The organism is Promicromonospora thailandica, from assembly GCF_024171955.1.
GTDB lineage: Bacteria > Actinomycetota > Actinomycetes > Actinomycetales > Cellulomonadaceae > Promicromonospora > Promicromonospora thailandica.
In genome coordinates this window covers 1-25,037 of record NZ_JAMTCS010000012.1, presented here as the reverse complement: position 1 = coordinate 25,037, position 25,037 = coordinate 1, and the positions used below count along the sequence as shown (strand labels likewise).

At 74.6% G+C, this 25,037-nt stretch carries 24 protein-coding genes, 1 rRNA gene and 1 riboswitch; of the genes, 7 read left to right on the top strand and 18 right to left on the bottom strand.

Annotation, left to right across the window (positions count from 1 at the left end; genetic code table 11):
- The first annotated feature begins 18 nt into the window (after window positions 1-18).
- The gene (locus tag APR03_RS18490) at window positions 19-1,158 is read left to right on the top strand and encodes a GNAT family N-acetyltransferase (RefSeq protein ID WP_253837965.1); all 1,140 of its coding nucleotides are present in this window, start codon (window positions 19-21) and stop codon (window positions 1,156-1,158) included.
- Here the strand turns inward: APR03_RS18490 and APR03_RS18485 are convergent.
- A complete protein-coding gene (locus tag APR03_RS18485; protein WP_253837963.1) occupies window positions 1,094-3,463 on the bottom strand; it encodes a glycoside hydrolase family 3 C-terminal domain-containing protein in 2,370 nt (789 codons plus the stop codon). The genes APR03_RS18490 and APR03_RS18485 overlap by 65 nt on opposite strands.
- A gap of 70 nt (window positions 3,464-3,533) precedes the next feature.
- Between APR03_RS18485 and APR03_RS18480 the strand changes: the two genes are divergently transcribed.
- Window positions 3,534-4,658: a GNAT family N-acetyltransferase gene (locus APR03_RS18480; protein WP_253837961.1), complete on the top strand. Its 1,125-nt coding sequence runs from the start codon at window positions 3,534-3,536 to the stop codon at window positions 4,656-4,658.
- Here APR03_RS18480 and APR03_RS18475 read toward each other — a convergent pair whose 3' ends face one another.
- From APR03_RS18475 to APR03_RS18455, 5 genes are all read right to left on the bottom strand, one after another.
- Window positions 4,659-6,140, bottom strand: a complete 1,482-nt coding sequence (locus tag APR03_RS18475) for a M81 family metallopeptidase (protein WP_308216518.1) — start codon at window positions 6,138-6,140, stop codon at window positions 4,659-4,661.
- Window positions 6,141-6,239: 99 nt separating this feature from the next.
- Window positions 6,240-6,689 carry a hypothetical protein gene (locus tag APR03_RS18470; RefSeq protein WP_253837959.1) on the bottom strand — a complete coding sequence of 150 codons (450 nt, stop codon included), beginning with the start codon at window positions 6,687-6,689 and terminating at the stop codon, window positions 6,240-6,242.
- A 105-nt stretch (window positions 6,690-6,794) separates the two neighbouring features.
- Entirely contained in the window at window positions 6,795-7,460 is a 666-nt protein-coding gene (locus tag APR03_RS18465) for a response regulator transcription factor (RefSeq protein ID WP_253837957.1), read from the bottom strand.
- Window positions 7,457-8,878, bottom strand: coding sequence for a sensor histidine kinase (locus APR03_RS18460; protein ID WP_253837955.1), 1,422 nt, complete (start codon window positions 8,876-8,878; stop codon window positions 7,457-7,459). Before APR03_RS18460 ends, APR03_RS18465 begins: the two co-directional genes overlap by 4 nt.
- Before the next feature lie 13 nt (window positions 8,879-8,891).
- Window positions 8,892-10,142 carry a phosphotransferase gene (locus tag APR03_RS18455; protein ID WP_253837953.1) on the bottom strand — a complete coding sequence of 417 codons (1,251 nt, stop codon included), beginning with the start codon at window positions 10,140-10,142 and terminating at the stop codon, window positions 8,892-8,894.
- A 116-nt stretch (window positions 10,143-10,258) separates the two neighbouring features.
- Between APR03_RS18455 and APR03_RS18450 the strand changes: the two genes are divergently transcribed.
- The gene (locus APR03_RS18450; protein ID WP_253837945.1) at window positions 10,259-11,371 is read left to right on the top strand and encodes a M20 family metallopeptidase; all 1,113 of its coding nucleotides are present in this window, start codon (window positions 10,259-10,261) and stop codon (window positions 11,369-11,371) included.
- Window positions 11,372-11,426: 55 nt separating this feature from the next.
- Here APR03_RS18450 and pgi read toward each other — a convergent pair whose 3' ends face one another.
- Window positions 11,427-13,142 (bottom strand): glucose-6-phosphate isomerase, encoded by a 1,716-nt coding sequence (pgi, locus tag APR03_RS18445; RefSeq protein ID WP_253837943.1) that lies wholly within the window; start codon window positions 13,140-13,142, stop codon window positions 11,427-11,429.
- Window positions 13,139-13,903 (bottom strand): copper homeostasis protein CutC, encoded by a 765-nt coding sequence (locus tag APR03_RS18440; RefSeq protein ID WP_253837941.1) that lies wholly within the window; start codon window positions 13,901-13,903, stop codon window positions 13,139-13,141. Before APR03_RS18440 ends, pgi begins: the two co-directional genes overlap by 4 nt.
- 69 nt (window positions 13,904-13,972) lie before the next feature.
- Between APR03_RS18440 and APR03_RS18435 the strand changes: the two genes are divergently transcribed.
- Window positions 13,973-15,154: a PrsW family intramembrane metalloprotease gene (locus APR03_RS18435; RefSeq protein ID WP_253837939.1), complete on the top strand. Its 1,182-nt coding sequence runs from the start codon at window positions 13,973-13,975 to the stop codon at window positions 15,152-15,154.
- 9 nt (window positions 15,155-15,163) lie between these two features.
- On the opposite strand, the gene APR03_RS18430 is transcribed toward APR03_RS18435, so the two are convergent.
- The 4 genes from APR03_RS18430 to APR03_RS18415 form a co-directional block, all read right to left on the bottom strand.
- Window positions 15,164-15,589, bottom strand: coding sequence for a DUF6069 family protein (locus APR03_RS18430; RefSeq protein WP_253837937.1), 426 nt, complete (start codon window positions 15,587-15,589; stop codon window positions 15,164-15,166).
- Window positions 15,590-15,715: 126 nt separating this feature from the next.
- Complete coding sequence (locus APR03_RS18425) at window positions 15,716-16,432, bottom strand: ABC transporter ATP-binding protein (RefSeq protein WP_253837934.1); 717 nt, start codon at window positions 16,430-16,432, stop codon at window positions 15,716-15,718.
- Window positions 16,432-18,126: an ABC transporter permease gene (locus tag APR03_RS18420; protein ID WP_253837932.1), complete on the bottom strand. Its 1,695-nt coding sequence runs from the start codon at window positions 18,124-18,126 to the stop codon at window positions 16,432-16,434. Before APR03_RS18420 ends, APR03_RS18425 begins: the two co-directional genes overlap by 1 nt.
- Window positions 18,102-19,193, bottom strand: coding sequence for a thiamine ABC transporter substrate-binding protein (locus APR03_RS18415; RefSeq protein WP_253837930.1), 1,092 nt, complete (start codon window positions 19,191-19,193; stop codon window positions 18,102-18,104). The genes APR03_RS18420 and APR03_RS18415 overlap by 25 nt, the downstream gene beginning before the upstream one ends.
- Window positions 19,188-19,293, bottom strand: a riboswitch (TPP riboswitch). Its footprint overlaps the gene before it by 6 nt.
- Before the next feature lie 38 nt (window positions 19,294-19,331).
- On the opposite strand from APR03_RS18415, the gene APR03_RS18410 reads away from it, so the two are divergent.
- The gene (locus tag APR03_RS18410; protein WP_253837928.1) at window positions 19,332-19,613 is read left to right on the top strand and encodes a DUF4235 domain-containing protein; all 282 of its coding nucleotides are present in this window, start codon (window positions 19,332-19,334) and stop codon (window positions 19,611-19,613) included.
- Between the two features lie 5 nt (window positions 19,614-19,618).
- Here the strand turns inward: APR03_RS18410 and APR03_RS18405 are convergent, their stop codons facing one another.
- Window positions 19,619-20,395 carry a PAS and ANTAR domain-containing protein gene (locus APR03_RS18405; protein WP_253837926.1) on the bottom strand — a complete coding sequence of 259 codons (777 nt, stop codon included), beginning with the start codon at window positions 20,393-20,395 and terminating at the stop codon, window positions 19,619-19,621.
- A 115-nt stretch (window positions 20,396-20,510) separates the two neighbouring features.
- On the opposite strand from APR03_RS18405, the gene moaC reads away from it, so the two are divergent.
- Complete coding sequence (gene moaC / locus APR03_RS18400) at window positions 20,511-20,981, top strand: cyclic pyranopterin monophosphate synthase MoaC (RefSeq protein WP_253837923.1); 471 nt, start codon at window positions 20,511-20,513, stop codon at window positions 20,979-20,981.
- On the top strand, window positions 20,978-21,217 hold the full coding sequence (locus tag APR03_RS18395; RefSeq protein ID WP_253837921.1) for a MoaD/ThiS family protein: 240 nt from the start codon (window positions 20,978-20,980) through the stop codon (window positions 21,215-21,217). Before moaC ends, APR03_RS18395 begins: the two co-directional genes overlap by 4 nt.
- Before the next feature lie 14 nt (window positions 21,218-21,231).
- Here the strand turns inward: APR03_RS18395 and APR03_RS18390 are convergent, their stop codons facing one another.
- The 5 genes from APR03_RS18390 to rrf form a co-directional block, all read right to left on the bottom strand.
- The gene (locus APR03_RS18390) at window positions 21,232-21,729 is read right to left on the bottom strand and encodes a MogA/MoaB family molybdenum cofactor biosynthesis protein (protein ID WP_253837919.1); all 498 of its coding nucleotides are present in this window, start codon (window positions 21,727-21,729) and stop codon (window positions 21,232-21,234) included.
- Window positions 21,726-22,640, bottom strand: a complete 915-nt coding sequence (locus APR03_RS18385) for a sulfite exporter TauE/SafE family protein (protein ID WP_253837918.1) — start codon at window positions 22,638-22,640, stop codon at window positions 21,726-21,728. Before APR03_RS18385 ends, APR03_RS18390 begins: the two co-directional genes overlap by 4 nt.
- A gap of 229 nt (window positions 22,641-22,869) precedes the next feature.
- Window positions 22,870-23,328, bottom strand: a complete 459-nt coding sequence (locus tag APR03_RS18380) for an RrF2 family transcriptional regulator (RefSeq protein ID WP_253837916.1) — start codon at window positions 23,326-23,328, stop codon at window positions 22,870-22,872.
- Between the two features lie 82 nt (window positions 23,329-23,410).
- Window positions 23,411-24,670: an AGE family epimerase/isomerase gene (locus APR03_RS18375; protein ID WP_253837914.1), complete on the bottom strand. Its 1,260-nt coding sequence runs from the start codon at window positions 24,668-24,670 to the stop codon at window positions 23,411-23,413.
- Between the two features lie 126 nt (window positions 24,671-24,796).
- Window positions 24,797-24,913 (bottom strand): 5S ribosomal RNA (gene rrf / locus APR03_RS18370).
- Between the last annotated feature and the right edge of the window lie 124 nt (window positions 24,914-25,037).

The following is a 25,037-nucleotide window of genomic DNA, read 5'->3' as shown; positions in this document are numbered from 1 at the left end:
CGGGGGCACCCTGGTCGCATGACCTCCCCGACCGGCTACGCGCCAGGGCCGACGACGTGGCGCATCCTCGAGGTGGAGGCGGTCCCCGCCGTCGACCATCCCGACGCCTGGGCGTACCACGGCATGGCGGCCGTCGACAGCGCCGTCGAGACCGCGAACCTCGGGTACGACGACCTCGCCCGCCCCGTGGCACAGCTCGTCAGCGGCATGCTGCACCAGGAGTACGCGGACAAGCGGCGGTTCGTCGCGGTCCGCGACCGGGCGGACGGCGCCGCGCCGGCCGCCGACGACGTGATCGGCTACGCCTTCCTCGCGATGCCGCGCGACCACAACACCCACACCGCCGACGTCTACGTGGGCGTGCACCCGGACCACCGGCGGCACGGCGTCGGCACCGCGCTGGCGGAGCGGGCGGAGCAGGCGGCCACCGCCGCCGGCCGCACCACGCTCTTCGGCTGGTCGCTCTCGCCCCGCGAGGCCGCCGACGACGAGGACGCGCTCGTGCCCGCCACCGGAGCGGGCCGGCTCCCGGCGGACGCCGGCGGGGCCCGGTTCGCCCTCGGCCGCGGGTACACGCTCGAGCAGGTGGAGCGCATGTCGCGCCTCGACCTGCCGGTGGCCCCGGAGGCCCTCGCCGCGTTCGAGGCGGACGCCCGGGCTGCGGCCGGCGCCGACTACGTGACCCACACGTGGGAGGAGCTGCCGGAGGCGTGGCACGCGGGGTACGCCCGCCTCATGACCCGGATGTCCACCGACGTGCCGCAGGGCGCGCTCGACTTCGGCGAGGAGACGTGGGACGCCGAGCGCGTGCGCGTCTACCTCCGGGACCGGGCCGACAGCGGCCAGCGCCTGCTGACCACCCTGGTGGAGCACGTGCCGTCCGGCGAGGTCGTGGGCGGCACCTCGTTCCTGCTGCAGGACGGCCGGCCGGCGTTCGTGTTCCAGGAGGAGACCATCGTGCTCAGCACGCACCGCGGTCACCGGCTGGGCATGCTGGTCAAGGCGGTCAACCTGCGCGAGCTCGCCACCCGGCATCCGCGGACCGAGCGCGTGCACACGTTCAACGCGGAGGAGAACGCCCACATGCTGTCCATCAACGTGGCGCTGGGCTTCCGCCCCTCGGGCGCCGAGGCCGCCCTCCAGAAGCGAGCCGGCTGAGCGGGCCGTTCGCCAGGGCCAGCAGCCGGCGGAGCCGGCGCTGGGTCACCCCCGAGCCCGGCTGGTAGGGCAGGCGTTCCAGCGGCATCGCCGTGAGCATGACCAGGACGTCCGGGGAGAGCCGGGCCGCGCGCAGCAGCGCCCTGACCGTGCCGCCCACGACCGGGTGCGCCATCGCCTCCCCCACCGACGACCCCGGGGTGAGCGGGAGCACGACGGCGTCCCCGCGCACTTCGGTCTCGGCCGCCACGCGCAGGTCGCGGCTCGACGCCCCGACCTCGACGCGGTAGGTGCCGCCCTCCACGAGCCACCGGCCGGCGCGTACGTCCCAGTACGCGAGGTCGGCCCGGTCCACCGTCAGCGCGACCTCCCGCGACTCCCCCGGCGCCAGGTCGACCACGGCGAACGCCGCCAGCGCGCGCGGCGCCCGTGGGACCGCGGAACCCGGCAGCGACACGTAGCACTGCACCACCTCGCGCCCGGCCACACCGCCGGTGTTGGTGACCGTGACGCGCACGTCGAGCGCCTCGCCGTCCGCCGGGCGGCCGACCGCCAGGCCCGCGTAGGCGAACGTCGTGTACGACAGCCCGTGGCCGAAGGGGTACTGCACGGTCAGGTCCCGTGCGTCGTACCAGCGGTAGCCCACGAAGATCCCCTCGCCGTAGGTGACGTGCAGGCCGGCCCCGGGAGAGCTCGTCCAGGCGGGGGTGTCCTCGAGCCGCAGCGGGACGGTCTCGGCCAGCCGCCCGGAGGGGTTGACGCGGCCGAACAGCACGTCGACCGTCGCCGCACCACCGGCCTGCCCGAGCAGCCAGCCCTCGACGATCGCGGGCACCCGGTCGGCGAACCCGGACAGTCGCACCACCGAACCGTTCGACAGCACCACGACGACGCGCGGGTTGACCGCCAGCACCCGGTCGAGCAGGTCGAGCTGGTCCACCGGGAGCTCGATGTGCTCGCGGTCGCGCCCCTCGGCCTCGGCGGCCCGGGGCAGGCCCGCGAAGAAGAGCACGACGCCCGCGTCCCGCGCTGCGGCGACGGCCTCGTCGGCGAGCGCCGCCGCGCCCTTCCGGCCGCCCCGCCGGCCTGCGCCGCGCCGCGCGTCGCGGGGCTCCGCCGTGTACCCGGGGGCGAACACGACGTCGGCCGCCGAGTCGCGGATCGCGGTGAGCGCGTCCTCGACCAGGGTCGGCACCACCTGGGACGAGCCCGCACCCTGGTAGCGGGGCGTGCGGGCGAGCTCGCCGATCACGGCGAGGCGCGTGCGCGGGGACAGGGGCAGCAGCCCGCCGTCGTTCTTGAGCAGCACGATCGCGCGGCTCGCGGCCTCGCGGGCCAGCGCGTGGTGCGCGTCGTCGTGCCAGGTTCCGGGCGCGCCGTCCGTCGGCCGGTCCCCGCCGTCCCGGTCGCGGGCGGCCTGCGCCGCGAGCGCCAGGGTGACCACGCGGGTGGCCGAGCGGTCGACGTCGGCGGGGTCGAGGGCGCCCGACCGGACGGCCGCGACGATCTCCCGGACGCGGGCCTCGCCCGCGCCCGGCATCTCCAGGTCGAGGCCCGCCCGCAGGCCCGCGAGCCGGTCGTGCACGGCGCCCCAGTCGGACACGACGAGCCCGTCGAAGCCCCACTCGTCGCGGAGCACCTCGGTGGTGAGGCGGCGGTCCTCGCCGGGGTGGGTGCCGTTGACGCGGTTGTAGGAGGTCATGAGGGTGGCGGGCCGTGCCGTCGTCACCACGCGCTGGAAGGCGCGCAGGTAGGTCTCGCGCAGGGTGCGTTCGTCGACGTCGGCGGAGACGCGCATGCGCTCGGTCTCCTGGTTGTTCGCGGCGAAGTGCTTGACGCACGCGCCGACGCCGGTGCGCTGGATCCCCCGGACGAGGGCGGCACCGATCTCGCCGGCGAGCAGCGGGTCCTCGGCGACGTACTCGAAGTTGCGCCCGCACAGGGGGGTGCGCTTGATGTTGACACCGGGGCCGAGCACGACGTCGACGGCGCGCCGGCGGGCCTCCGCCCCGACCGCCTGTCCGACGCGGGCGACGAGGTCGACGTCGAAGGTGCTGCCCAGCGCCACGGCGGGCGGGAAGCAGGTGGCGGGCAGGGCGCCGTCGACGCCGCCGACGTCGGGTGCGAGGCGGCGCACGCCGTGCGGCCCGTCGGCGAGGTAGACGGGCGGCACGCCGGGGGCCTCGGCGGTGGACCAGAACGAGGCCCCGGACACGAGCCGGGCCTTCTGGTCGAGCGTGAGCCGGGCGACGACCGCCGCCGGGTCGGTGGCCCGGGCGGTCGCGGCGCGTGACCTCTTCGTCATGCGGTCACGGTAGCGGCAGCGGGCGGGATAAAACCGTGCACCGGCGGGCCGCCGGGAGCACCCTGGACCCATGAGCACATCCTCGGCAGTACCCGCCCCGGCGACGTCGGCGTGGCGGCTCGTCACCCCGCCGCACCCGGCGTCGCTCGACGACGCCGACGCCTGGGCGTACCGGGGCATCGCCGACCTGCACGTCGCGGCCCAGACGGCCGACCTGGGCAACGCGGACGCCGCCCCGACGGCGATCGGCATCCTGGTGGGCGCGAACAACCAGGAGTACGTGCGCAAGGTGCGGCAGGTCGCCGTGGTGGACGGGCCCGACGGCCCGCGCGTGATCGGTGAGGGCGTGCTGTTCCTGCAGGTCCGGGCCAACCGGGAGCTCGCGTTCGGGTCCGTCACGGTGCACCCGGAGCACCGGCGGCAGGGCATCGGCGCGGCCCTGGCCCGGTGGGCGCTCGACACCGCGCGGGCGGAGGGCCGGACGTCGTTCATGGGGTACCTCGACTTCGGGCCGGGCCGTCCGGCGGGCGAGACGCTGACCCCGGCGTCGGGCAGCGGTGTCGTCGCGGCGGACCTGCCGGGCGTCGTACTGGCGCAGAAGCTGGGCCTGACGCTCCAGCTCGTCGAGCGCCGCTCGCGGCTCGACCTGCCGGTGGCGCCCGAGGTGGTGTCGCGGTTCGAGGCGGAGTCACGGGCCGTCGCGGGTGACGCGTACCGCGTGCACACGTGGACGGCGCCCACCCCGGAGGCGTGGATCGAGCAGTACGCCGCCCTCGAGCAGGCGCTGTCCGACGACGAGCCGCGCGGCGGTCTCGACATGGAGTCGGACGTGTGGGACGCCGACCGGATCCGGCTCGAGGAGGCGGCCGTCGCGGCCAAGGGCGACCAGTACGTGGTGACGGCCGCCGAGCACGTGGCCACCGGCGAGCTCGTGGCGCTGAGCATGCTGCGGTGGAACGACCTCAAGCCCGACCACACCGACCAGCAGGCCACGGTGGTGCTCCGGGCACACCGCGGGCACCGGCTCGGCATGCTGGTCAAGGCCGTGAACCTGCGCGAGCACGCGCGGCTGCGGCCCGGCGCCCGGCGCATCTACACGTGGAACAACGAGGAGAACCCGCACATGCTCGCGATCAACGTGGCGCTGGGATTCGTGCCGGCCGGCGGCTGCGCGAACTTCCAGGGCGCGATCTGATCACAGCAGCTCGGGCTCCGGGTCGTAGGACCCGGGGGACGAGAAGGGGTGGACCGGCCCGCCCAGCCGGTGGTGGCCCAGGCGCGACAGGTCCTGGTCCACGCCGCCCGGCGTGAGCATGAGCATCCAGTCCTCGGCCATGTCGTGCAGCTCGGTCTCGAGGGTGCCGATCTTGACGACGACGACGTCCGTGCCGCGCGGGTCCAGCCCGAGCGCCGTGAAGTCGGACTCCAGGTGGTAGGGCCGGCGGCGCTCGGTCAGCACGACCCGGAGCCCGCCGACCGCCACGACGCACACGATGCCGGCCACGGGGTCGTCCGTCCGCACGTGCTCCACCACGCCCCGGAGCGTCACCGGGCCGTGGTGCGCGGCGTCGACCCGGGCCCCGGCCCCGACCTCGACGCGGGCGCCCACCCCGGCGTCCGCGACCGTCCGCGCGGCCTCGGCGTCGGGCAGGGACGCGTAGATCCCCGTGCGTCCGCCGGCCTCGGGCGGTAGGGCGAAGACGGGTTCGTCGAGCAGGCGCGCGAGGGTCCAGGTGACGTCGCCGGCGCCGCCCGCCATGGGGTTGTCGCCCGAGTCCGACAGCACGAACGGCCGCGCGTCGCCCGCCAGCACCGCCGCCAGGCACTCCTCGTAGGTCCCGGCGGGTGCGACCGGCCCGAGCTCGTCGCGCGCGTCCCAGTACCGCCGCGCCAGGCGCCCGGCCTCGCGCACCAGCACGTCGGGCTCGTCGCCGGTGACGACGACGGCGGCCCGGCACCGCGGCTCGTCCGCCCACGCGTACCCGACCCACAGCGACGCGTCGAGCACGCCGTCGAGCTCCGCGACCCGCGCGACGTCCGCGTAGATCCCGCGCGCCGGCTCCCGGCGGGTGCTGACGCGCTCCCCCGGCAGCAGCACGGGCACCTGTACCCAGGCCTTGTGCGGCCGGCCTCCGTGGTCGACGCGGCGCAGCAGGGTGGTGGCGGCGCGCTCGCGCGCCTCGTCGTCGTCCTCGTGCGCGGCCGTGCGGTGGCACGAGACGAGGTCGACCGCCCGGGCCAGCTCGCGGGAGACGTTGCCGTGCACGTCCATCGTGGCGGCGACCAGGCAGTCCGGCCCGACGGCGTCCCGCACCGCCCGCGCGAGGTCCGCCTCGGCGTCGGTGTACCCGAGCACGGACATCGCACCGTGGACGTCGAGCAGCACCCCGTCGAACGGCCCCTGCGCCTCCAGGGCCAGGCCGATCTCGGCCCGGACCGACTCGTAGACGTCGGTCAGGACGGGGCCGCCCGGGAAGGCCGACGCCCGCAGCACCCCCACCCACTCGGCCTCGCGGCGCAGGGGTGCGCCGTCCCGGAGGAACGGGTACCGCCGGACGAGCTCGTTGCCACGCAGCAGGGTGAACGCCTCCCAGCCCGAGCGGTGCGGGGAGAACGTGCTGGACTCGATGGCCATGCCGCAGATCGCGATCCGCGGACGATGGGGGGTACGGGTCACGCGCGCAGTGTAGGCGCGCCAGGTTGCTCCTGGGTATGCCCCCGGACGTGTCAGACCCCCAGGTCACCGGGGTGGCCTGGGGGTCTGACAGGTGGTCGGTCAGTCGTCGTCGCGGTCGTCGTCGCGGTCGTCCGGGGTGTTGTCCGCCGGGGTGTTGCCGTCGTCGTCCTGGTCGTCGACGTAGTTCGCGTCGTCCGGCGAGTCGGCCGACTGCGCGGAGCCGGCCGTGTCGGTCGCCGACTCGTTGGGCGAGTCCGCCGACTCCGGCGACGGGTCGTAGTTCGCGTCACCCGGCGAGTCCGCCGACTGCGCCGAGCCCGCGGTGTCGCGCGCCGACTCGTTGGGCGAGTCCGCCGACTCCGGCGACGGGTCGGCCGTCGAGGCGGGCGTGGGACCGTCGGACGGCCCGGCGTCGAGCGCCACGGCCGCCGAGGCCTCCGTGCGCGGGGCCGGGTCGTTCAGCGCCGCCGCGGTGCTCGCGCCGGCGACGCCGATCACGGCAGCCGCTCCGACGATGGCCCAGCGCTTCTTGATGGTCGACGGGTTCATGTCGTCACCTCCGGTCTCGCGGCACCCGGGCTGGATGCCTTCTGACTCCAGTCTGGGATCCCCGCATGAGGCGACGAGGAGACGCAGATGAGACGGCTCTCATGTTCAGCCCCGGAACCGGTAGCCGGCGCCGCGCACCGTCTCGATCCGGTCCGCGCCGAGCTTCTTGCGCAGGTAGCGCACGTACACGTCCACCACGTTCGACCCGGGGTCGAAGTCGTACCCCCACACCCGTGACAGGAGCTGCTCGCGGGACAGCACCTGCCCGGGATGCTGGAGGAAGACCTCCGCGAGCGCGAACTCCCGCGCCGACAGCTCCACCTCGCGGCCGGCCGCGGTCGCGGTGCGGGTGCGCAGGTCGAGGCTGACGCCGCCGTGCTCCAGCCGGTCCGGCGCGGCGCCCTCGGCCGTGGCCCGCCGCAGCCGCAGCCGGATCCGCGCGAGCAGCTCGTCGAAGCCGAACGGCTTGGACATGTAGTCGTCCGCGCCGCCCTCGAGCCCGGCCACCCGGTCGGACAGCGAGTCGCGCGCGGTGAGGATCACCACGGGCAGCGTCGAGCCGACGTCGCGCAGCCGCTGCAGCACGGTGAACCCGTCCAGCACGGGCAGCCCGATGTCCAGCACCATCAGGTCGTAGCCACCGGACATGGCGTGCGCGAGCGCCGAGGCGCCGTCGGCCACCACGGTGGGCTGGAAGCCGTGCGCCTTGAGCCCCTTGCGCACGAACTGCGCGATGCGCTCCTCGTCCTCCGCGATCAGGATCTGGTTCACGGTGCCTCCCCGGTCGCCGGCCACGTCATCACGAACCGCGCGCCGCCGCCGGCCGGCCGCTCCACCGCCACGTCGCCGCCGTGCCCCTGGGCGATGGCGCGCACGATCGCGAGGCCGAGGCCCGAGCCGGGCACGCCACCGGTGTCGCCGCCCCGCGCGAACCGGTCGAAGATGCGCTCCGCCTCGTCCGGCGGCACGCCCGGACCCGTGTCCCGCACCCAGAGCCGCACCCGGCGCCCGACCACCTCCGTGCCGATGCCCACCTCGTCGTCGGGGCCGGTGAACTTCACGGCGTTGTCCGCGAGCTGCAGCACCGCCTGGGTGAGGCGGTGCGCGTCGGCGACCACCTCGACGTCGGCCCGCGCGTCCACGACCCAGCGGCGTGCGCCGAGGGCGCGCGCCTTGTCGTGCACGTCGTCGGTGAGCCGGCCCAGGTCCACGGGGGCCGGGGTCACGAAGTCGGACCGCTCGGACCGGGCGAGCAGCACGAGCTCCTCGACGATCTGGCCCATCCGGGCGGTCTCGTCGAGCAGCAGGTCGCGGGTCTCGCGCACGTCCGCGGGGTCGTCGGGGTCGAGCACCTCGAGGTGGCCGCGCAGCACGGTCAGCGGCGTGCGCAGCTCGTGCCCGGCGTCGTCGAGGAAGCGACGCTGCGTCTCGATGGCGGTGGAGAGCCGGTCGAGCATGGTGTTGAACGCGCCCGCGAGGTCGCCGAGGTCGTCCTCGGTGGCGACGGGCACGCGCTGGGCGAGGTCGGTCTCGGTGACCCGCGTGGCGGTGGCGCTGAGCTGGCGCAGCGGCCGCAGCAGGCGGCTGATCACGATCCACGCGGACAGGCCGAGCAGCACCAGCGCCACCGAGCACACGATCGCGTACGTGCGCATGACCGAGTACTCGGCGTCGAGCGCCCGGTCCAGGGCGGACGCCAGGACGTAGGCGCCCACCTCCTGGCGGTCGGGCACCGTCACGGGCACGACGACGAACCACACGCGGCCGATCTCGGTGTCGATCTCGCGCTGCACGGTGCGCCCGGACTGTGGTGTCAGGCCGTCCACGACGTCCTGGACGACGTCGCTCTCCGCCACGACGCGCGACGACGTGGGCGGGTTGGACTGCTGGAGCTCGCCGTCGAGATAGCTGACGAACATCTCGTCGCTGCCCGGCACGTTGCGCTCCATGGCCACGCTCATCAGGCGGCCGGCGCCCCGGAACGGCTCGCCCGTGTCGGGGTCCACGCCGTCGGAGGCGAGCCGCTGCAGCTCGCGGATCTCCTGGTCGAAGTCCTCGGAGATGTCGTCCATGATCTGCTGGGTCTGGATGGCGTGGGTGAGCAGACCCGCCCCGAACAGGCCCACGGCGGTCACCGCCACGACCACCGCCACGACCTTGGCCCGCACCGTGGGCCGGCGCAGGCTCATGCGCCGCCCGCTCTCACGCGCTGCCCACGCCCGCGGCGAGCCGCGACCCGTCGAGCCAGGCCGCCACCGCGTCCAGGCGACGCGACGTCGCGGCCTGCCAGTCCCGTTCCTGCACCCGGTGCGGACCGGTGGCCAGCGACAGCAGCACCCCGGCGACACGCGCCGAGAGATCGCCCCGGTCGGCTCCGCGGCCCGCCGGCGCGGCCACGAACGCGGCCGCGTAGTCGGCAGCGAGACGGCGCATCCGGGCGGCGTACGTGGCCTGCGCGGCGTCGGACGGCCGCACGAGGGACAGCACGTCGAGGTGCGCCACGAGGCACGCCAGGTCGTCCGCCCGGTGCCCGGGACCCGCCGAGTCGACGTCGAGCAGCCCCGTGATGCGGCCGTCCGTGAGCATGATCTGCGCCTCGTAGAGGTCGCCATGCGTCGGGTCGGTGCCCGGCCCGCGCTCCGCGAGGCGTTCCCCGACGGCGCCCGCGAGGTCGGCCGCACGTCCGGCCTCCGCCGGCAGCGCCGCCCCGATGACGCCCGCGTAGTGCCCGGCCGACTCGCTCCACGCCGGGCGCCGCGGCAGGTCGCGGACCTCGGCGGGCAGCCGGTCGAGCAGGTCCAGCACGTCGTCCGGCGACGGGATCCGGGCCCCGTCGCGGACGGCCGCCCGCATCTCCGTGCCGCGCAGCGGGGACAGCACGAGCAGGCCGTCGTCGGACCAGCCCAGCGGCCGCGGCACGGGCAGGCCCGCACGCGACAGCAGCTCGTGCCGCCGGTGCAGGTCGGCGACCTTGCGGGGGCGCAGCACCTTGAGGAAGACGCGGGCCGCGGCGGCCCGGGCCTCGAGCACCGCGCGCCGGGTGGGCCGGTAGGCGCGCACCTTCAGCTCCGGGTGCGCACGCGCCTGGTGCCCGACGCCGAGCCCCGCCAGCAGCTCCTCGACGGCCGCCGGGTCGAACGCGCCGGGCAGGGCAGGCAGCGCCGGGTCGTCCGGGAAGCGCCACACCGCGACGGTGGCATCGCCGTCCGACAGCGTGACCACGCCCGGTTTGCTGCCGTCCCGGGACCGGCCCACGCTCGCACCGAGCGTCTCGGAGCGCGTCACGCCGTCCCACCGCACCGTCGCCCGGTAGGCCACCGTGGTGGTCGAGCCCGGCCGGTGGTCCACCTGCCGCACGCGCCAGTCCACGAGCTCGCCGCCCGCGGTCGCCACGGCGGCGTCGAGAAGCCCCGCGGCGGACTCGCCGGTCAGCAGGTCGAGGTGCGTGTTCACCTCGTCATCCTCGCAGCCCGGCGCCGCGGTAGCCCGCTCATCCGGATGAGAATCCTCTCACCCGCGTCGTCCGGTCGCCCGACACCCGGCTGGCGCCGGCCCGATAGCGTGCTGGCATGGCGATCGACGAGAACCCGGACCTGCCCGACACCGACGCGCTGATCGAGGACCTGCGGACGCTCGTCCAGTGCGAGTCGCCGTCGTCGGACCCGGACGCCCTGGCGCGGTCCGCCGACCTGGTGGCCCGGCTCGGCACGGAGCTGCTGGGCACAGAGCCCGAACGCCTCGGCATCCACCTGCGGTGGCGGCTCGGCGGCCCGACGCGCGTGCTGGTGCTGGCGCACCACGACACCGTGTGGCCGGTCGGCTCGCTGCGCACGCACCCGTTCGGGATCACGGACGGCGTGCTGCGCGGGCCGGGCAGCTTCGACATGAAGACGGGCCTGGCCATGGCGCTGCACGTGCTCGCGTCGCTCGACGACCGCACCGGTGTCACGCTGCTGGTCACGGGCGACGAGGAGCTCGGCTCGCCGTCGTCCCGGACCCTCATCGAGGACGAGGCGCGCGGGGCGCGCGCCGCCCTGGTGCTGGAGGCCTCGGCCGACGGCGGCGCGCTCAAGCTGGAGCGCAAGGGCACCTCGATCTACGAGGTGGTGGTCAAGGGCCGCGCCGCGCACGCCGGCCTGGAGCCCGAGAAGGGCGTGAACGCGTCGGTGGAGCTGGCGCACCAGGTGCTCGCGGTCGCCGCCCTGGGCGACCCGGGGCTCGGCACCACCGTGGTGCCGACCGTCGCCGCGGCGGGCACCACGGGCAACACCGTGCCCGCCGCCGCGTCGTTCGCCGTGGACGTGCGGGCCCGTACCGTCGCCGAGCAGGTGCGGGTCGACACCGCACTGCGGGCGCTGCGGCCGGTGCTGCCCGGGGCCGCGCTCGAGATCGAGGGCGGCATCAACCGCCCGCCGCTGGAGCAGGCGCTGTCCGCGGACCTGTTCGCCCGGGCTCAGCGGCTCTCCGCGGGCGCCGGCCTGCCGCCCCTCACCGGCGTGGCCGTGGGCGGGGCCTCCGACGGGAACTTCACGGCCGGCGTCGGCACGCCCACGCTCGACGGCCTGGGCGCCGTGGGCGGCGGGGCGCACGCCGACGACGAGCACGTGCTCGTCGACCGGGTCGCCGACCGCACCGCGCTGCTCCGCGCGCTGGTCACGGACCTGGTGCGCACCACCCCCTGACCCGTGTCAGACGTACAGGTCGCCGGAGCGGCCTGTATGTCTGACACCGGCGCGGTCAGGCGCGCAGCTCGCGGTAGCGCGCGATGAGCGCGGCCGTCGACGGGTCCTGCGCCGCGAGGGCCGCCTCGTCGCCCGCGACCGCCGGGGCGATCTCCAGCGCGAGCTTCTTGCCGAGCTCGACGCCCCACTGGTCGAACGAGTCGATGCCCCACACCACGCCCTGCACGAACGTGATGTGCTCGTACAGCGCCACGAGCTGCCCCAGCACCGACGGCGTCAGCGCGGGCGCGAGGATCGACGTGGTGGGCCGGTTGCCGCTGAACACCTTGGCCGAGACCAGCTCCTCGGCCACGCCCTCCGCGCGTACCTCGTCCGCCGTCTTGCCGAATGCGAGCGCCTTGGTCTGCGCGAAGAAGTTCGCGAGGAACAGGCCGTGCACGTCGGCGCCGGCCTCCACCGCGCCGCCGTCGCCCACGGCGTCCGCCAGCGGGTAGGCAGGGTTGGCCACGGCGATGAAGTCCGCGGGGATGAGCCGCGTGCCCTGGTGGATGAGCTGGTAGAACGCGTGCTGCCCGTTGGTGCCCGGCTCACCCCAGAAGACCTCGCCGGTGCCGGTGGTGACGGGCGTGCCGTCCCAGCGCACCGACTTGCCGTTGGACTCCATGGTGAGCTGCTGCAGGTACGCCGGGAAGCGGTGCAGCTGCTGCGCGTACGGCAGCACGGCGTGCGTGTGCGCGTCGCGGAAGTTGGTGTACCAGACGTTGAGCAGCCCCATCAGCACGGGCACGTTCTCGTCGAGCGGCGCGGTGCGGAAGTGCTCGTCCATGGCGTGGAACCCGGCGAGGAAGTCGGCGAACGCGTCGGGCCCGATGGCCACGGCGAGCGACGTGCCGATCGCCGAGTCCACGGAGTACCGGCCGCCCACCCAGTCCCAGAAGCCGAACGCGTTGGCGGGGTCGATGCCGAACGCCGCGACCTTGTCCAGCGCCGTCGAGACCGCGACGAAGTGCTTCGCGACGGCGTCGGAGCGGCCCTCCTCGGAGTCCTCGATCGCACCGGCGGCCACCAGCGAGCGCCACAGCCAGTCGCGCGCGAGCCGCGCGTTGGTGAGGGTCTCCAGCGTGCCGAACGTCTTGGAGGCCACGATGAACAGCGTGGTGGTCGGGTCCAGGTCGGCCGTCTTCTGCGCCACGTCGGTGGGGTCGATGTTGGAGACGAACCGCACCTCCAGGCCGTCCTGGACGTAGGGCTCCAGGGCCTCGTACGCCATGACCGGCCCGAGGTCCGAGCCGCCGATGCCGATGTTCACGATGGTCCGCACGGGCTCGCCCGTGACACCGGTCCACTCGCCGGAGCGCACCTTCTCGGCGAAGGCGTACACCTTGGCGAGCTCGTCGGCGACGTCGGCCGACACGTCCTGGTCGTCCACCGTCAGGGGCTGGTCGGACGGGCGGCGCAGCGCGGTGTGCAGCACGGCGCGGTCCTCGGTGACGTTGATGTGCTCGCCCGCGAACATCGCGTCGCGGCGCGCGACGAGGCCCACCTCGTCGGCGAGCGCGAGCAGGGCCGCGAGCACCTCGTCCGTCACCAGGTTCTTCGACAGGTCGACGTGCAGGTCGGCGGCCTGGTGCGTGAAGCGGCCGGCACGGTCCGGGTCCGCGGCGAACCAGCCGCGCAGGTCGGGCACGAGGTTCGCGGAGAGCTCGGTGAGCGAACCCCAGGCGGGGGTTGTGGTGGCGTCGACAGGCACACGGGCCGGCTCGGAGGTCATAGGTCAACCGTAGTGCGGAGGGCGCTCGCCGCAGCCTCGGCCAGTGTCTGATCCGTCACCTCGTAGCCGGTGTCGCCCCCGCCGCCCGGGCCTCCGGCGTCGGACACGGTGCGCCGGGCCGAGAGGTGCACGGCGTCGACGCCCGCGGCGACCAGGGCGGGGATGTCCGCGGCCGTGACGCCGCCACCCGCCATGATCTCGATGCCCACCCCCGCGCTGCGCTCCACGAGCGCGGCCAGCCGCTCCAGCGCCTCGCCCGCGCGGGCCGCGCCGCCCGAGGTGAGCACGCGGGCGACCCCCGCCCCGGCGAGCACGTCGAGGGCGGCGACCGGGTCCGGGACCACGTCGATCGCGCGATGGAACGTCACCTCGGCGCCCTCGGCGGCGTCGACCAGGTCGCGCAGCCGCGGCACGTCCACGGCACCGGACGGCGTGAGCGCACCGACGACGACGCCGTCCGCCCCCGCGTCGACGGCGAGCGTGACGTCCCGCAGCATGAGGTCGGTCTCGGCGGCCGAGTACACGAACCCGCCGGGCCGCGGCCGCACCAGCACGTGCACCTCGAGGAGCGGCGCGGCGTCGGACGCCGGGACCACCGCGGCGGCGGCGACCACCGCCTCGACGAGCGCCGCGCTCGGCGTGATGCCGCCGGTGGCGCCGAGCGCGGTGCAGAGCTCGACGCGCCGGGCGCCGACGTCTGCCGCGATCACCGCCCCGGCCGGGTCCTGGACTGCGAGCTCGAGAGCGACACGTGGGGGCACGGCGTCAGCGTAGCCGGGCCCGCGCGTTCGCCCGCCGTCGCGGGGGCCGAGTCGGTAGGGTTCCTGGGCATGGCCATCGATCCCAGTGCGATCCTCCAGGGGCGTGCGCCCGGACGTGCCCCGGTCGGGGTGATCGTCGGGATCGTCTTCGCCTCGTTGTGCCTGCTGGTGATCCTCGCGTTCGACGCGGTCACGGGCGGCGGGTCGTTCGTCGTCGGCCTGCTGCTGGCGCTGCTGCCGGTGGCCGTGTGGCTGCCGCTCGTGCTCGCGCTGGACCGGCTCGAGCCGGAGCCCCCGAACGCCCTGGTGTTCGCGTTCCTGTGGGGTGCGGGCGTCGCGGCCCTGTTCGCGAGCATCCTCAACACGCTCGGCCTGTCGCTGCTCACGGAGACCGAGATGACCGGCGAGGAGGCGGGCTGGTACCTCGTCGCGACGTTCGGCGCCCCCGTGGTCGAGGAGCTGCTCAAGGGTCTGGTGCTGTTCGGCATGCTGTGGTGGCGCCGGCAGGAGCTGAACGGCCCCACCGACGGCGTCATCTACGCCGCGATGGTGGGCCTCGGGTTCGCCGCGACGGAGAACATCCAGTACTTCGTGGACGCGCTGGAGGTGGACCAGCTCGGCTACGTCTTCGTGCTGCGCGCCGTGGTGTCGCCGCTGCTGCACCCCCTGTGCACGGCGATGACGGGGATCGGCGTGGCGGTGGCCGCGCTGGCCGGGCCCGGCCGCCTGCGCCGTCGGGCGCCCCTGTACGGCCTGCTCGGCGCGATCGTCCTGCACAGCCTGTGGAACGGCTCCACCAAGTTCGGGGTGCTCGGCCTCGCGGGCGCCTACCTGGTCGGGTTCGCGGTGCTCGTCGCACTCGTCGTGATCCTGGCCCGCGACCGCCGCCGGATCGTCCAGCTCATCGGGCACTACCTGCCCCTGTACGGGCCCATCGGGATCGTCACGCAGGACGACCTGCGGATGCTGTCCAGCCTGCCCGGCCGCCGGGCGGCGCGAAGCTGGGCGCGGGCCGCGGGCGGGCGCCCGGCGGAGCGCGCCATGACCGACTACCAGCAGGCCGCCACCGAGCTGGCGCTGCTGCACCAGCGGGCCGGGGCGCAGGGCGACCTGGACCCGCACGGCCTGGAGCAGCAGCGCCAGTACCTGGTGTGGCTCATGCAGCAGGCGCGGGTGACGTTCCTGGCACGCCGCCCGCACCCGCCCCGGTCACCGTGGGGCGCGACGGGTTTCGGCGCCCAGCCCCGCTGACGCCTGCCGCTACGCGTTCGCGCCCCGCGCGCGGACGGCGGCCGGCACCGCACGCCGCAGCCCGACCGCCACGACCACGGCGACGGTCAGGTGCAGCACGACGAGCAGCGCCACCGCACCCGGCGTCGTCCCGCCCGCCGCCCCCACGAGGGACCCGAGGAACACGACGGCGCACAGCACGAACCAGACCGTCTCCCCGCCGCCCTTCACGAACCGCGCCACGAGCGCCCGCGCGCCCCATCCCGCGAAGCCCGCCGCGAGCGCGGTGGCCAGGACCGCGGGCACGGTGACGGCCTGGATGCTCCCGCCGGCCCGTGCCTCGGGCTCGACGCCGAGCGCGACGCCGATCAGCCAGACCGCCAGCGCCGCCACGGCCGCCGCGAGCGGCACCGTCCACGCGGGCCACGGGCTCCGGACAGCTGCGTTCTCAGCCATGTCGTTCCCCTCCTTGTCGGCACGTCCGTCGTGCCTGGAGGAAGCCTGGCGGGAGGCCGGGCGGCCGTCATCGGCCTGCGGTACCGCCCCGCCTCGTCCTGGGGTCCACGGCGTGCGGGGACGGCGTCAGCCCCGCAGGCCCAGGAACTCCGCCACGCGGTCGGACGCCGGGGCGCTGCGCAGCTCGTCCGGCGCGGCGACCTGCAGCAGCCGGCCCCGGTCCATGACGGCGACCCGGTCGGCCACGACGGCCGCCTCGGCGTGGTCGTGCGTCACGAACACCGCGGTCGTGCCCGTCTCGACCAGGGCGGCCCGCACCTCGTTCGCGAGCCGCTCACGGAGCTGCCGGTCGAGCGCGGAGAGCGGCTCGTCCAGCAGCAGGAGCCGTGGCCGCGGTGCCAGCGCCCGCGCGAGGGCCACGCGCTGCTGCTCCCCACCCGACAGCGTCGGCACGGCCCGGCGCTCGTAGCCGGCGAGACCCACCAGGGTGAGCAGCTCGGTCACGCGGGCGTCCCGCTCCGCGCGACTCAGGGGCTGGGTCTCCAGCCCGTAGGCGACGTTCCGCCCCACGTCCCGGTGCGGGAAGAGCTGGCCGTCCTGGAACATGAGACCGAACCGGCGCCGGTGCACGGGCACGCCGGCGAGGTCCGCGCCCTCGTACGCGACGGTGCCCCGCGCGAGCGGCTCCAGCCCGGCCACCGCGCGCAGCAGCGACGACTTGCCGCAGCCGCTCGGCCCCAGCAGGGCCACCACCTCGCCGGGCGCGACGGCCAGCGAGACGCCGTCCACCGCCGTCGTGCCGCCGTAGCGGACCACGACGTCCCGGACCTCCAGGCCCGCCATCAGAACTCCCCTCCGGCGCGCTCGTCGCGCAGCTGCTCGGCCAGCATCATCACGGTCGCGGTCAGCACCGCGAGCACCACGGACGCCGCGAGCGCCATCCCGTAGTTCTCGGCCCCGGGCCGCCCCACGAGGCGGTAGATCACCACGGGCAGCGTGGCGCCGTCGGGCCGCGCGAGGAACGACGTGGCGCCGAACTCGCCGAGCGAGACCGCGAAGGCGAACCCGGTGGCCAGCCCGAGCGACCGCAGCGCGATCGGCAGGTCCACGGTACGCAGCACGCGGCCGGGGTCGGAGCCGAGCACCGCGGCGACCTCGCGCAGCCGGGGGTCCACGGCGCGGAGCACGGGCAGCACGGTGCGCACGACGAGCGGCACGGCGACGACCGCCTGCGCGACCGGCACGAGCAGCCCGGAGGTCCGCAGGTCGACGCCGAGCACGGGCTGGTCGAGCGTGATGAGGAACCCGAACCCGACCGTCACGGCGGAGACCCCGAGCGGCAGCATGAACAGCCCGTCGAGCACCCCGACGGCGCGGCGCGCCCCTGCCGCCCGCGGCCGGCGGGACACGACGAGCGCGACCAGTCCGCCCACCACCAGGGAGAGCACCGTGGCAGCGAGCGCGGTCCGCAGCGACGTCGCGGTCGCCTCCCAGACCGTCACGACCAGCGCGTTGCGCTCGCCGGTGGTGCCGAGCGCGACGTAGTTGCCGAGGCCCCACGACCCGTCGGGCTCGCGGAACGACCGTGCGACCAGCCCGGCGAGCGGCAGCACGAGCAGTCCGCCGACGATGACGACCCCGCCGAGGGCAGCGGCCATGTCCCCGGCCCGCCGCCAGGACAGCGGCCGGGCGGTCCGGCGTGCCGAGACGAGGCGGAGCGCCGCCTCGCGCCGGCTGCGCGCCCGGGCGGACGCCGCGAGCGCCGCCGTGATGACCACGAGCTGCAGCACCGACAGCACCGAGGCCGACCGCAGGTCGAGGAACTGGGTGGTGCGGGTCCAGATCTCGGTCTCGACGGTCCCGTACCGCACGCCGCCCAGCACGAGCACCACCCCGAACGCGGTGGCGCAGAACAGGAACACCACGGACGCCGCGGACGCGACGGCCGGCGCGAGGGCGGGCAGCGTCACGGTGCGCAGCACGCGGGCCGGGGAGGCGCCCAGCGAGGCCGCCGCCTGCTCGGTGCGGGGGTCGAGCCGCTCCCACAGCCCGCCCACGGTGCGCACCACCACGGACACGTTGAAGAACACGAGCGCCACGACGATGCCCGCGAGCGACTCCTCCAGGCCGAGGAAGCCCAGGGTGCCGCCGGGCGCGAACAGGGTGCGGAACGCGACACCGACCACGACGGCGGGCAGCACGAACGGCACGGTGACGAGACCGCGCGCCAGGGTGCGCCCGGGGAACGAGCGGCGGTACAGCAGGTAGGCCAGCGGCAGGCCGAGCAGCACGGAGAAGGCCGTGCCGAGCGCCGCCTGCGTCAGGGTGAGCCCCACGAGCCGCCACGTGCGGGGCCGGGACAGCACCTCGGTGAACCCGCTGAGGTCGAGCGTGCCCTCGGGCGCGAACCCGCGGGCCACGAGGGCGACGACCGGCCAGGCGAAGAAGACCGCCAGGAACCCGAGGGGGACGGCGACGGCCGCCGCCCACAGGAGGTGCGCGGGCCGGAGCCTCAGCCCACGACGGTCTCGGTCCACCGTTCGATCCACTCGTCGCGGTGCTCGCTCACGTCGGCCGGGTCCACCTCGAACGGCGCCTCGGCCTGCGGTGCGAACCGCTGCCAGTCCTCCGGCAGGCCGACGGCGGGGTCGGCCGGGTACATGTACATCGACTCCGGGAGGCCGGCCTGGACGTCCGCGGTCAGCAGGAAGTCGACGAGCTCGCGCGCGCCCTCGGGGTTGTCGCTGCCCGCCAGCACGCCCGCGTACTCGACCTGCCGGAAGCAGGTCTCCAGGAGCGCGCTGGTGGTCGACTCCGTACCGTCCTCGGTCACCGTGAACGCGGGCGACGTCGCGTACGACAGCGCCAGCGGACGCTGTCCGCCCTCGCCCGCCCCGGAGAAGTCCACGTAGTACGCGTCCTCCCACGAGTCGGCGACCTTGACGCCGTTGTCCACGAGCGAGGCCCAGTAGTCCTCGTACCCGTCCTCGCCGAAAGCCCCGATCGTGGCGAGCAGGAAGGCGAGGCCCGGCGACGAGGTGGCCGGGTTGGTCACCACGAGCAGGTCGCGGTACCGGGGGTCGGCCAGGTCCTCGAGCGTCGCCGGGACCTCGAGGCCCTCCTTCTCGAACCACGCCTCGTCGGCGTTGACGCACACGTCGCCCTGGTCGACGGCGGTGAGCGCGCCACCCGCCTGCTCCACGCCCTCCGGCAGGTCCGCCGGCGTGTACTCCTCGAGCACCCCGGCGTCGAGCGCGCGCGAGGCGAACGTGTTGTCGATGCCGAACACGGCGTCGCCGAGCGGGGCGTCCTTGGTGAGCACGAGCTGGTTGACCAGGGTGCCCGCGTCGCCGGCGGCGCTGACCTCGACGGTCAGGCCGGACTCCTCCTCGAACCGGTCGACGAGCTTCTCGTCGATCGCCCAGGAGTCGTGGGTCACCAGGGTCACGGTGCCGGACGACGCCGAGCCGCCCGCCCCGCCGTCGTCCGCCCCGGTGCCGCCGGCGCAGCCGGCGACCAGGAGCGTCACGGCCACGGTGCCGACCGTGCCGAGCTGGACTCGTCGCTGGGTGGTGCCCCCGTGGGCACCGGAAAGACGCAACATCGTGCCTCGACTTCCTCCGCCGGTGTGAACCGGATCAGGTTCAAGGGTCTGCGGTTCTCCGCACTCTCAGCGCCGTCGGGGCGCTCCCCTGTCGTTTCCTGTTCAGCCTAGTGGGCCGTACCGGGCTACGGTGTAGAGGTGGCGCAGATTGAGACGGAACAGACACTCGTGGAGAAGGTCGGGACGCTCGCCCTCACGCTCGCGGCCGGTTGGGTCGCGCAGAAGGCGGTGAGCATGATCTGGAAGGGCGTCACCGGCAACGACGCCCCGAGCAAGGCGGACGACCCGGAGCTCGACCTCGTGCAGGCGACCGTCTTCGCTGCCGTCGCGGCGGGGACCGCGGTGTTCGCGAAGCGTATGGCCGCCAGAGGAGCGCACTCGGCCGCTCTCCGGATCGCCGCCCGTCGCGCGGCGCTCTGACCGCTTCAGCTCTTCGTACGCCGCGGCTTGCGGGTCAGCAGCGCGTCGTGCCGGCGCGGCCGCCCCACGGACTGGACGGCGTCCAGCGCGTGCGTCAGTGCGGCCGGGGTGATGCCGGTCTTCTCGGTGTCGGCGCGCAGCGCGGCCATCACCTGGTCGGCCGCGAGGCGCACCGGCACGTCGGCCGCGCTCGCCCGCTCGCGCAGGACGGTGTCTGCGGTCGCCTCGTCCACCCCGCGCACCACCATGATCACGCCCTTGACCTGCTCGATGGCGGCCTGGCTCACGAAGGCGCGGTTGACCGCGCCGGTGGCACGGCGGTTCAGCGCCTCCTTCTGCACGGGCGTCACGTCGAGCACGTAGCCGGCCACGACGGGACCTTCGCCCGCTGCTCCCCGCTGCGCCTGGCCGATGACGACCACCGACCGGGAGCGCCCGTTCTTGTCGACGATGCGGTGCGCACAGGCGAAGGGACGCCCGAGCCGCAGCGACTCGCCGGCGGCCCGCACCACGCGCGCACGGTCGTCCGGGTGCTTGCGGGAGCGCAGGGCGTCGAGCCCGGGCTCCACCTCGTGCCGTCGCCAGCCGTGCATGGTGTAGACCTCGTCGGACCACCACCAGTCGCCTGTCGCCAGGCCGACGCGGTACCGGCCGATCAGAAGGTTGGTCCCGATGCCGAGGGCCTCTGCCAGATCAGCCGCCGAGACCTTCGGCAGCTCGGGCAGGGTGTCGCTTCCAGCCCCGTCCACCAGGGTCAGGGCGTGCGTCGTTTCGGCGGACATGTGAACCTCCCAGATCCAGTAGGACCTGGAGCCGCTTCATGACTCCGAGAACGCTTACCTTAGAACAGTTCGGATAGTTCGGACAGTCGAACGGGCGGCATGGCACCCTGGTGGCGTGACCTTCACCCATCTCGACGACCGCGGCCAGGCCCGCATGGTCGACGTCACCGCCAAGCAGCCGACCATCCGCTCCGCGACGGCCTCGGGCCGGGTGCGCTGCGCGCCCGAGGTGGTCCGCGCGCTGCGCGACGGCGCGGTACCCAAGGGCGACGTCCTGGCGGTCGCCCGGATCGCGGGCATCGCGGCCGCCAAGCGCACGCCCGAGCTGCTCCCCCTGGCGCACGTCATCGGCGTGCACGGTGCCGCGGTCGACCTGGAGGTGACCGACGAGGGCGTCACGATCTTTGCGACGGTGCGCACGGCCGACCGCACCGGGGTCGAGATGGAGGCGCTCACGGCGGTGGCGGTCGCGGGCCTCGCCGTCGTCGACATGGTGAAGGGCCTGGACAAGTCCGTCTCGCTCGCCGACGTGCGGCTCGAGCGCAAGACCGGCGGCAAGTCCGGCGACTGGGTGCGCGAGCGATGATCACCGTGCGCTACTTCGCCGGGGCCCGCGAGGCCGCGGGGGTCACCACGGAACAGCTCGGCGGCCCGACGACGGTGGCCGCCCTGCGTGACTCCCTCGCCGGGGCGCACCCGCGCCTCACCGACGTGCTGCCGCGCTGCGCGCTCCTGGTCGCGGGCGCCCGCGCGACGGACGACGCCGCGGAGATCTCCGACGGCGTCACCGTGGACGTGCTGCCCCCGTTCGCCGGAGGCTGACCGCCCAGGACCGGCTAGTGGTCCGCGCCCTCGAGCTGCCCTCGCACGTGCGGCCAGAGCGTCAGGAGCACCTGGAGCCCGTCGCGCACGCCGCCGGAGGATCCCGGCAGGTTCACGACGAGCGCGCGCGTGCCGTCGGCCGCACGGGCCACGCCGGCGAGCCCGCGGGAGAGCACCGCGGCGGGCACCCCGGCGGCCACGCCCTGCTGCCGCACCGCCTCGGCGATCCCGGGGATCTCCTGGTCGAGCACGTCCCGCGTGCCCTCGGGCGTGAGGTCGCGCGGCGTGATCCCCGTGCCGCCGGTGGTGACCACGAGACGCGCGCCGGCGTCGAGCGCGGTCCGCAGCACGTCGCGGACCGGCTCGACGCCGTCGGGCACCAGGTAGGTGCGGATCTCGGTGAGACCGGCGGCCCGCAGCAGCGACACTGCCGTGGGGCCGGACCGGTCCTCCGCCTCGCCGCGTGCGCAGCGGTCGGAGATGGTGATCACCGCGGCCGTGTCGAGCGTCATGCCGACACGCTATCGGCCTCCGGCTCCTGCTTCGCGGTCTCCTCCTCGGCCTTGGCCTGGCGGTGCGCCCGGAACGACCAGAAGACGGCGGCCGCCCAGCCCAGCCAGATCACCACGTAGATCGGGATCTTCACGGGGTCGGACGCATCGATCCAGTCGCTCCGCAGCAGCGTGCGGGTGTTGGTGAGGACGATGACGCCGCCCACCAGGGAACCCAGGACGCGCGGCGGCACGTGCCGCACGAGCCAGGCGGCGATCGGCGCGGCGATCAGGCCACCGACGAGCAGGGCGAGCACCCAGGTGAAGTCGATGCCCTCGCCCGCCAGGCCGAAGAAGAAGCCGACGCTGGCCGCGACGGCCACGAGGAACTCGCTGGTGTCGATCGAGCCGATCACCTTGCGGGGCTCCATCCGGCCGCTGGCCAGGATCGCAGGCGTGCCGACGGGTCCCCAGCCGCCGCCACCGGTGGCGTCGAAGAAGCCGGCGACGAGGCCGAGCGGGGCCAGGAACCGCTTGCGCAGCGGCTTGTCCGAGCGCACGGGCAGGCCGCGCACCGTGAAGCGCACGAGCACGTAGAGGCCGAGCAGCAGCAGGATCACCGACATGACCGGGCCGGCCACCTCCGTCGACAGCGACGAGAGGAACGTGGCACCCGCGAACGCGCCGATCGCGCCGGGGATACCGATCTTGGCGACGACCTTCCAGTCGACGTTGCCGAAGCGCCAGTGGGAGGCGCCGGAGGCGAGCGTGGTGCCGATCTCGGCCAGGTGCACCGTGGCCGACGCCGCGGCGGGGTTGGTGCCGATCGCGAGCAGCAGGGTCGTCGAGGTGACGCCGTAGGCCATGCCCAGACTGCCGTCCACCAGCTGCGCGCCGAGGCCGACGAGCGCCAGCAGGATCAGGGTTCTCATGGTCGTTGCCTTCCAAGTCCGGGGGATGCGGCAAGGGCCGCGAACGCGCGGCCCCGTCCAAGTATCCATCCAACCCGGTCGGAAACAACAAGGATCTCATGCATCGGATAAGTGCGCATGAGGAGCCGGTGCTCGTCAGTGCCTCGGATCGTGCGATTCCGTATCGGATCTCGTTCGGCGAGATCTCAGGATGTGGACTCCGGCGCGTGGGGACTCCGGCGCGATCGGCTCAGGAGTTCGACCAGGCGGACTCGCCCTCGGTCAGCGCCCGGACGTCGTCGGGCAGGCTCCCGGAGACCAGGTCGGCGAGCGACACCGCCTCGAGGACGGCCCGCACGTTGGCGCGCAGCGCCACCCAGACGTGCAGCAGCGGCGCTGCCGGGCCCTGGAACTCCAGGTCGGACGGGCGGTTGCCGCGGACGAACACCAGGGGCCCGTCCACGGCCCGCACGACGTCCGCGATGGTGATGCTGTCGGCCGAACGCGCCAGCCGGTACCCGCCGCCGGCGCCGCGGTGGCTCGTCACGAGGCCGTCGCGGCGCAGGTCGCTGAGGATCCCCTCGAGGAAGCGGTGCGGGATGTCCTGCGCGCGAGCCAGGGTCTCGGCGCGCACAGGTCCGTCCTGGTCTACGGCCGCCAGCTCTGCGGCGGCACGGACGGCGTAGTCGGCTCGTGCGGAGATCCTCATGGGCCCCATTCTCTCCCGGAGCGCACCGGGAGCGCGCACCGCGGTCGGCGGGCGGGGCTGCGCCCTCGCCCGCCGGCACGAGTCACGCCAGGATCTGGCCCGCCTGCTGCGCCGAGGCCGCGAAGGATCCCGTCAACGGCAGCTCGGAGAGGATCGCGGCCTGGGCCGCGTGGTAGACGTCGGGCTTGCCCACCCAGGTGCGCCCCGACGGCCGGTTCTCCGTGTCGAGCTCGTGGTGCCACGACCCGCGCTCGGTGTCGACCAGGTGCTCCCGGATCCAGCCCCACCAGTCGCGCTCGAGCTCGGTGTAACGCTCCTCGCCGGTGACCCGTGCGAGCACGTTCGCCGTGGCGACCGCCTCTGCGGCGACCCAGTGGAAGCGGCGCGGCTCCACCGGCGTGCCCGCCCAGTCCGTCGTGTACACGAACCCGCCGCCGTGCTCGCCGTCCCAGCCGTCCTGGACCGCACGGTCGAACAGCGCCGCGGCCGCAGCGGTGCGCTTCCCCGGGGTGCCGGCCTCGGCGTCGACCTGCAGCAGCAGGCGGGCCCACTCCAGCCCGTGCCCGGGCGTCGCGCCGTAGGGCTTGAACGGGTCGTGTGGGCGGTCGGCGTTGTACTCGAGCTGGGGGCTCCACGAGGAGTCGAAGTGCTCCGGGATACGCCACTCGTTGGCCTCGGCCCACGCGATCACGCGGTCGCCGATCGCTGCGGCCCGGTCCAGCCAGAGCCGGTCCCCCGTGGCGGCGTGCGCCGCGAGCAGCGCCTCGACGGAGTGCATGTTGGCGTTCACCCCGCGGTAGTCGGACGTCGACGACCAGTCGCGCGAACGCTCGTCGAGGTGCAGCTCGTGCTCGGGCTCCCAGAAGCGCGCGTCGAGCACCGCGAGAGCCTGCGTGAGCAGCTCCGGGGCGCCGGGCACGCCGGCGACCTTGCCGGTCGAGGCGGCCAGCACCACGAACGCGTGGGCGTAGGCCTCCTTGGTACCGACGAGCTCGTCCCCCTCGCCGCGAGAGGCGAGCCAGCCTCCGTGCTCGCCGTCGGCGAGCACCTCCTGCAGGCCGGCCACCGCACGGGCCGCGTACTGGTCCGCACCGCTCACCCCGAGCAGGTGCCCGACGGCGAAGATGTGGGCCATCCGCGACGTGATCCAGGTCTCGACCGGGTGGGAGGTGTCGGGCCGGCCGTCGTCGTCGAGCCAACAGGCCGCGCCGTCCTCGCGGATCGAACCCTCGGCGAACCGCAGCAGCGAGACGAAGTGCTCCCTGCGCCACGCGGAGTCGGTGGTGTCTGCGGCCTGGTTGCTGGTGGAGCCCGCGCCGGTGCGGGTCAGATCTGCGTTCACACCGCCACGATAGCCGCGGGGGCCGCCGGCGCGGCAAGTTGCCCGCGTCAACACACGGAAATGCGTCAGGGGATGGACCCTGTGCACCCTTGTGGGTGCGTGGGTCCATCCCCTGACGGAATGGTTGTCCGGCGGCGTCCTACTCTCCCACCCCGTCTCCAGGGCAGTACCATCGGCGCTATGAGGCTAAGCTTCCGGGTTCGGAATGGGACCGGGCGTTTCCCCCATGCTATGACCACCGAAACACTATCGAGAACCAGGCAACCCCCAAACTCCGTCGAACAACGACGGTGGGGTGGTGCCCGTGACTCGGGAACCGCACAGTGGACGCGAACACGCAGAAACACAAAACAATCGTTTGTTGTGA

Bases quoted from the DNA above. Each gene is read 5' to 3' on its own strand.
- APR03_RS18390 (WP_253837919.1), bottom strand. From the start codon at position 21,729: ATGACGCTCGACACGGCCGCGGTGATCACCATCTCCGACCGCTGCGCA.
- APR03_RS18415 (WP_253837930.1), bottom strand. From the start codon at position 19,193: ATGTTGCGTCTTTCCGGTGCCCACGGGGGCACCACCCAGCGACGAGTC.
- APR03_RS18460 (WP_253837955.1), bottom strand. From the start codon at position 8,878: ATGAGCCTGCGCCGGCCCACGGTGCGGGCCAAGGTCGTGGCGGTGGTC.
- APR03_RS18470 (WP_253837959.1), bottom strand. From the start codon at position 6,689: ATGAACCCGTCGACCATCAAGAAGCGCTGGGCCATCGTCGGAGCGGCT.
- APR03_RS18405 (WP_253837926.1), bottom strand. From the start codon at position 20,395: ATGTCCGCCGAAACGACGCACGCCCTGACCCTGGTGGACGGGGCTGGA.
- APR03_RS18480 (WP_253837961.1), top strand. From the start codon at position 3,534: ATGAGCACATCCTCGGCAGTACCCGCCCCGGCGACGTCGGCGTGGCGG.
- APR03_RS18385 (WP_253837918.1), bottom strand. From the start codon at position 22,640: ATGAGAACCCTGATCCTGCTGGCGCTCGTCGGCCTCGGCGCGCAGCTG.
- APR03_RS18490 (WP_253837965.1), top strand. From the start codon at position 19: ATGACCTCCCCGACCGGCTACGCGCCAGGGCCGACGACGTGGCGCATC.
- APR03_RS18425 (WP_253837934.1), bottom strand. From the start codon at position 16,432: ATGGCGGGCCTGGAGGTCCGGGACGTCGTGGTCCGCTACGGCGGCACG.
- APR03_RS18485 (WP_253837963.1), bottom strand. From the start codon at position 3,463: ATGACGAAGAGGTCACGCGCCGCGACCGCCCGGGCCACCGACCCGGCG.
- APR03_RS18395 (WP_253837921.1), top strand. From the start codon at position 20,978: ATGATCACCGTGCGCTACTTCGCCGGGGCCCGCGAGGCCGCGGGGGTC.
- APR03_RS18450 (WP_253837945.1), top strand. From the start codon at position 10,259: ATGGCGATCGACGAGAACCCGGACCTGCCCGACACCGACGCGCTGATC.
- APR03_RS18380 (WP_253837916.1), bottom strand. From the start codon at position 23,328: ATGAGGATCTCCGCACGAGCCGACTACGCCGTCCGTGCCGCCGCAGAG.
- APR03_RS18430 (WP_253837937.1), bottom strand. From the start codon at position 15,589: ATGGCTGAGAACGCAGCTGTCCGGAGCCCGTGGCCCGCGTGGACGGTG.
- pgi (WP_253837943.1), bottom strand. From the start codon at position 13,142: ATGACCTCCGAGCCGGCCCGTGTGCCTGTCGACGCCACCACAACCCCC.
- APR03_RS18435 (WP_253837939.1), top strand. From the start codon at position 13,973: ATGGCCATCGATCCCAGTGCGATCCTCCAGGGGCGTGCGCCCGGACGT.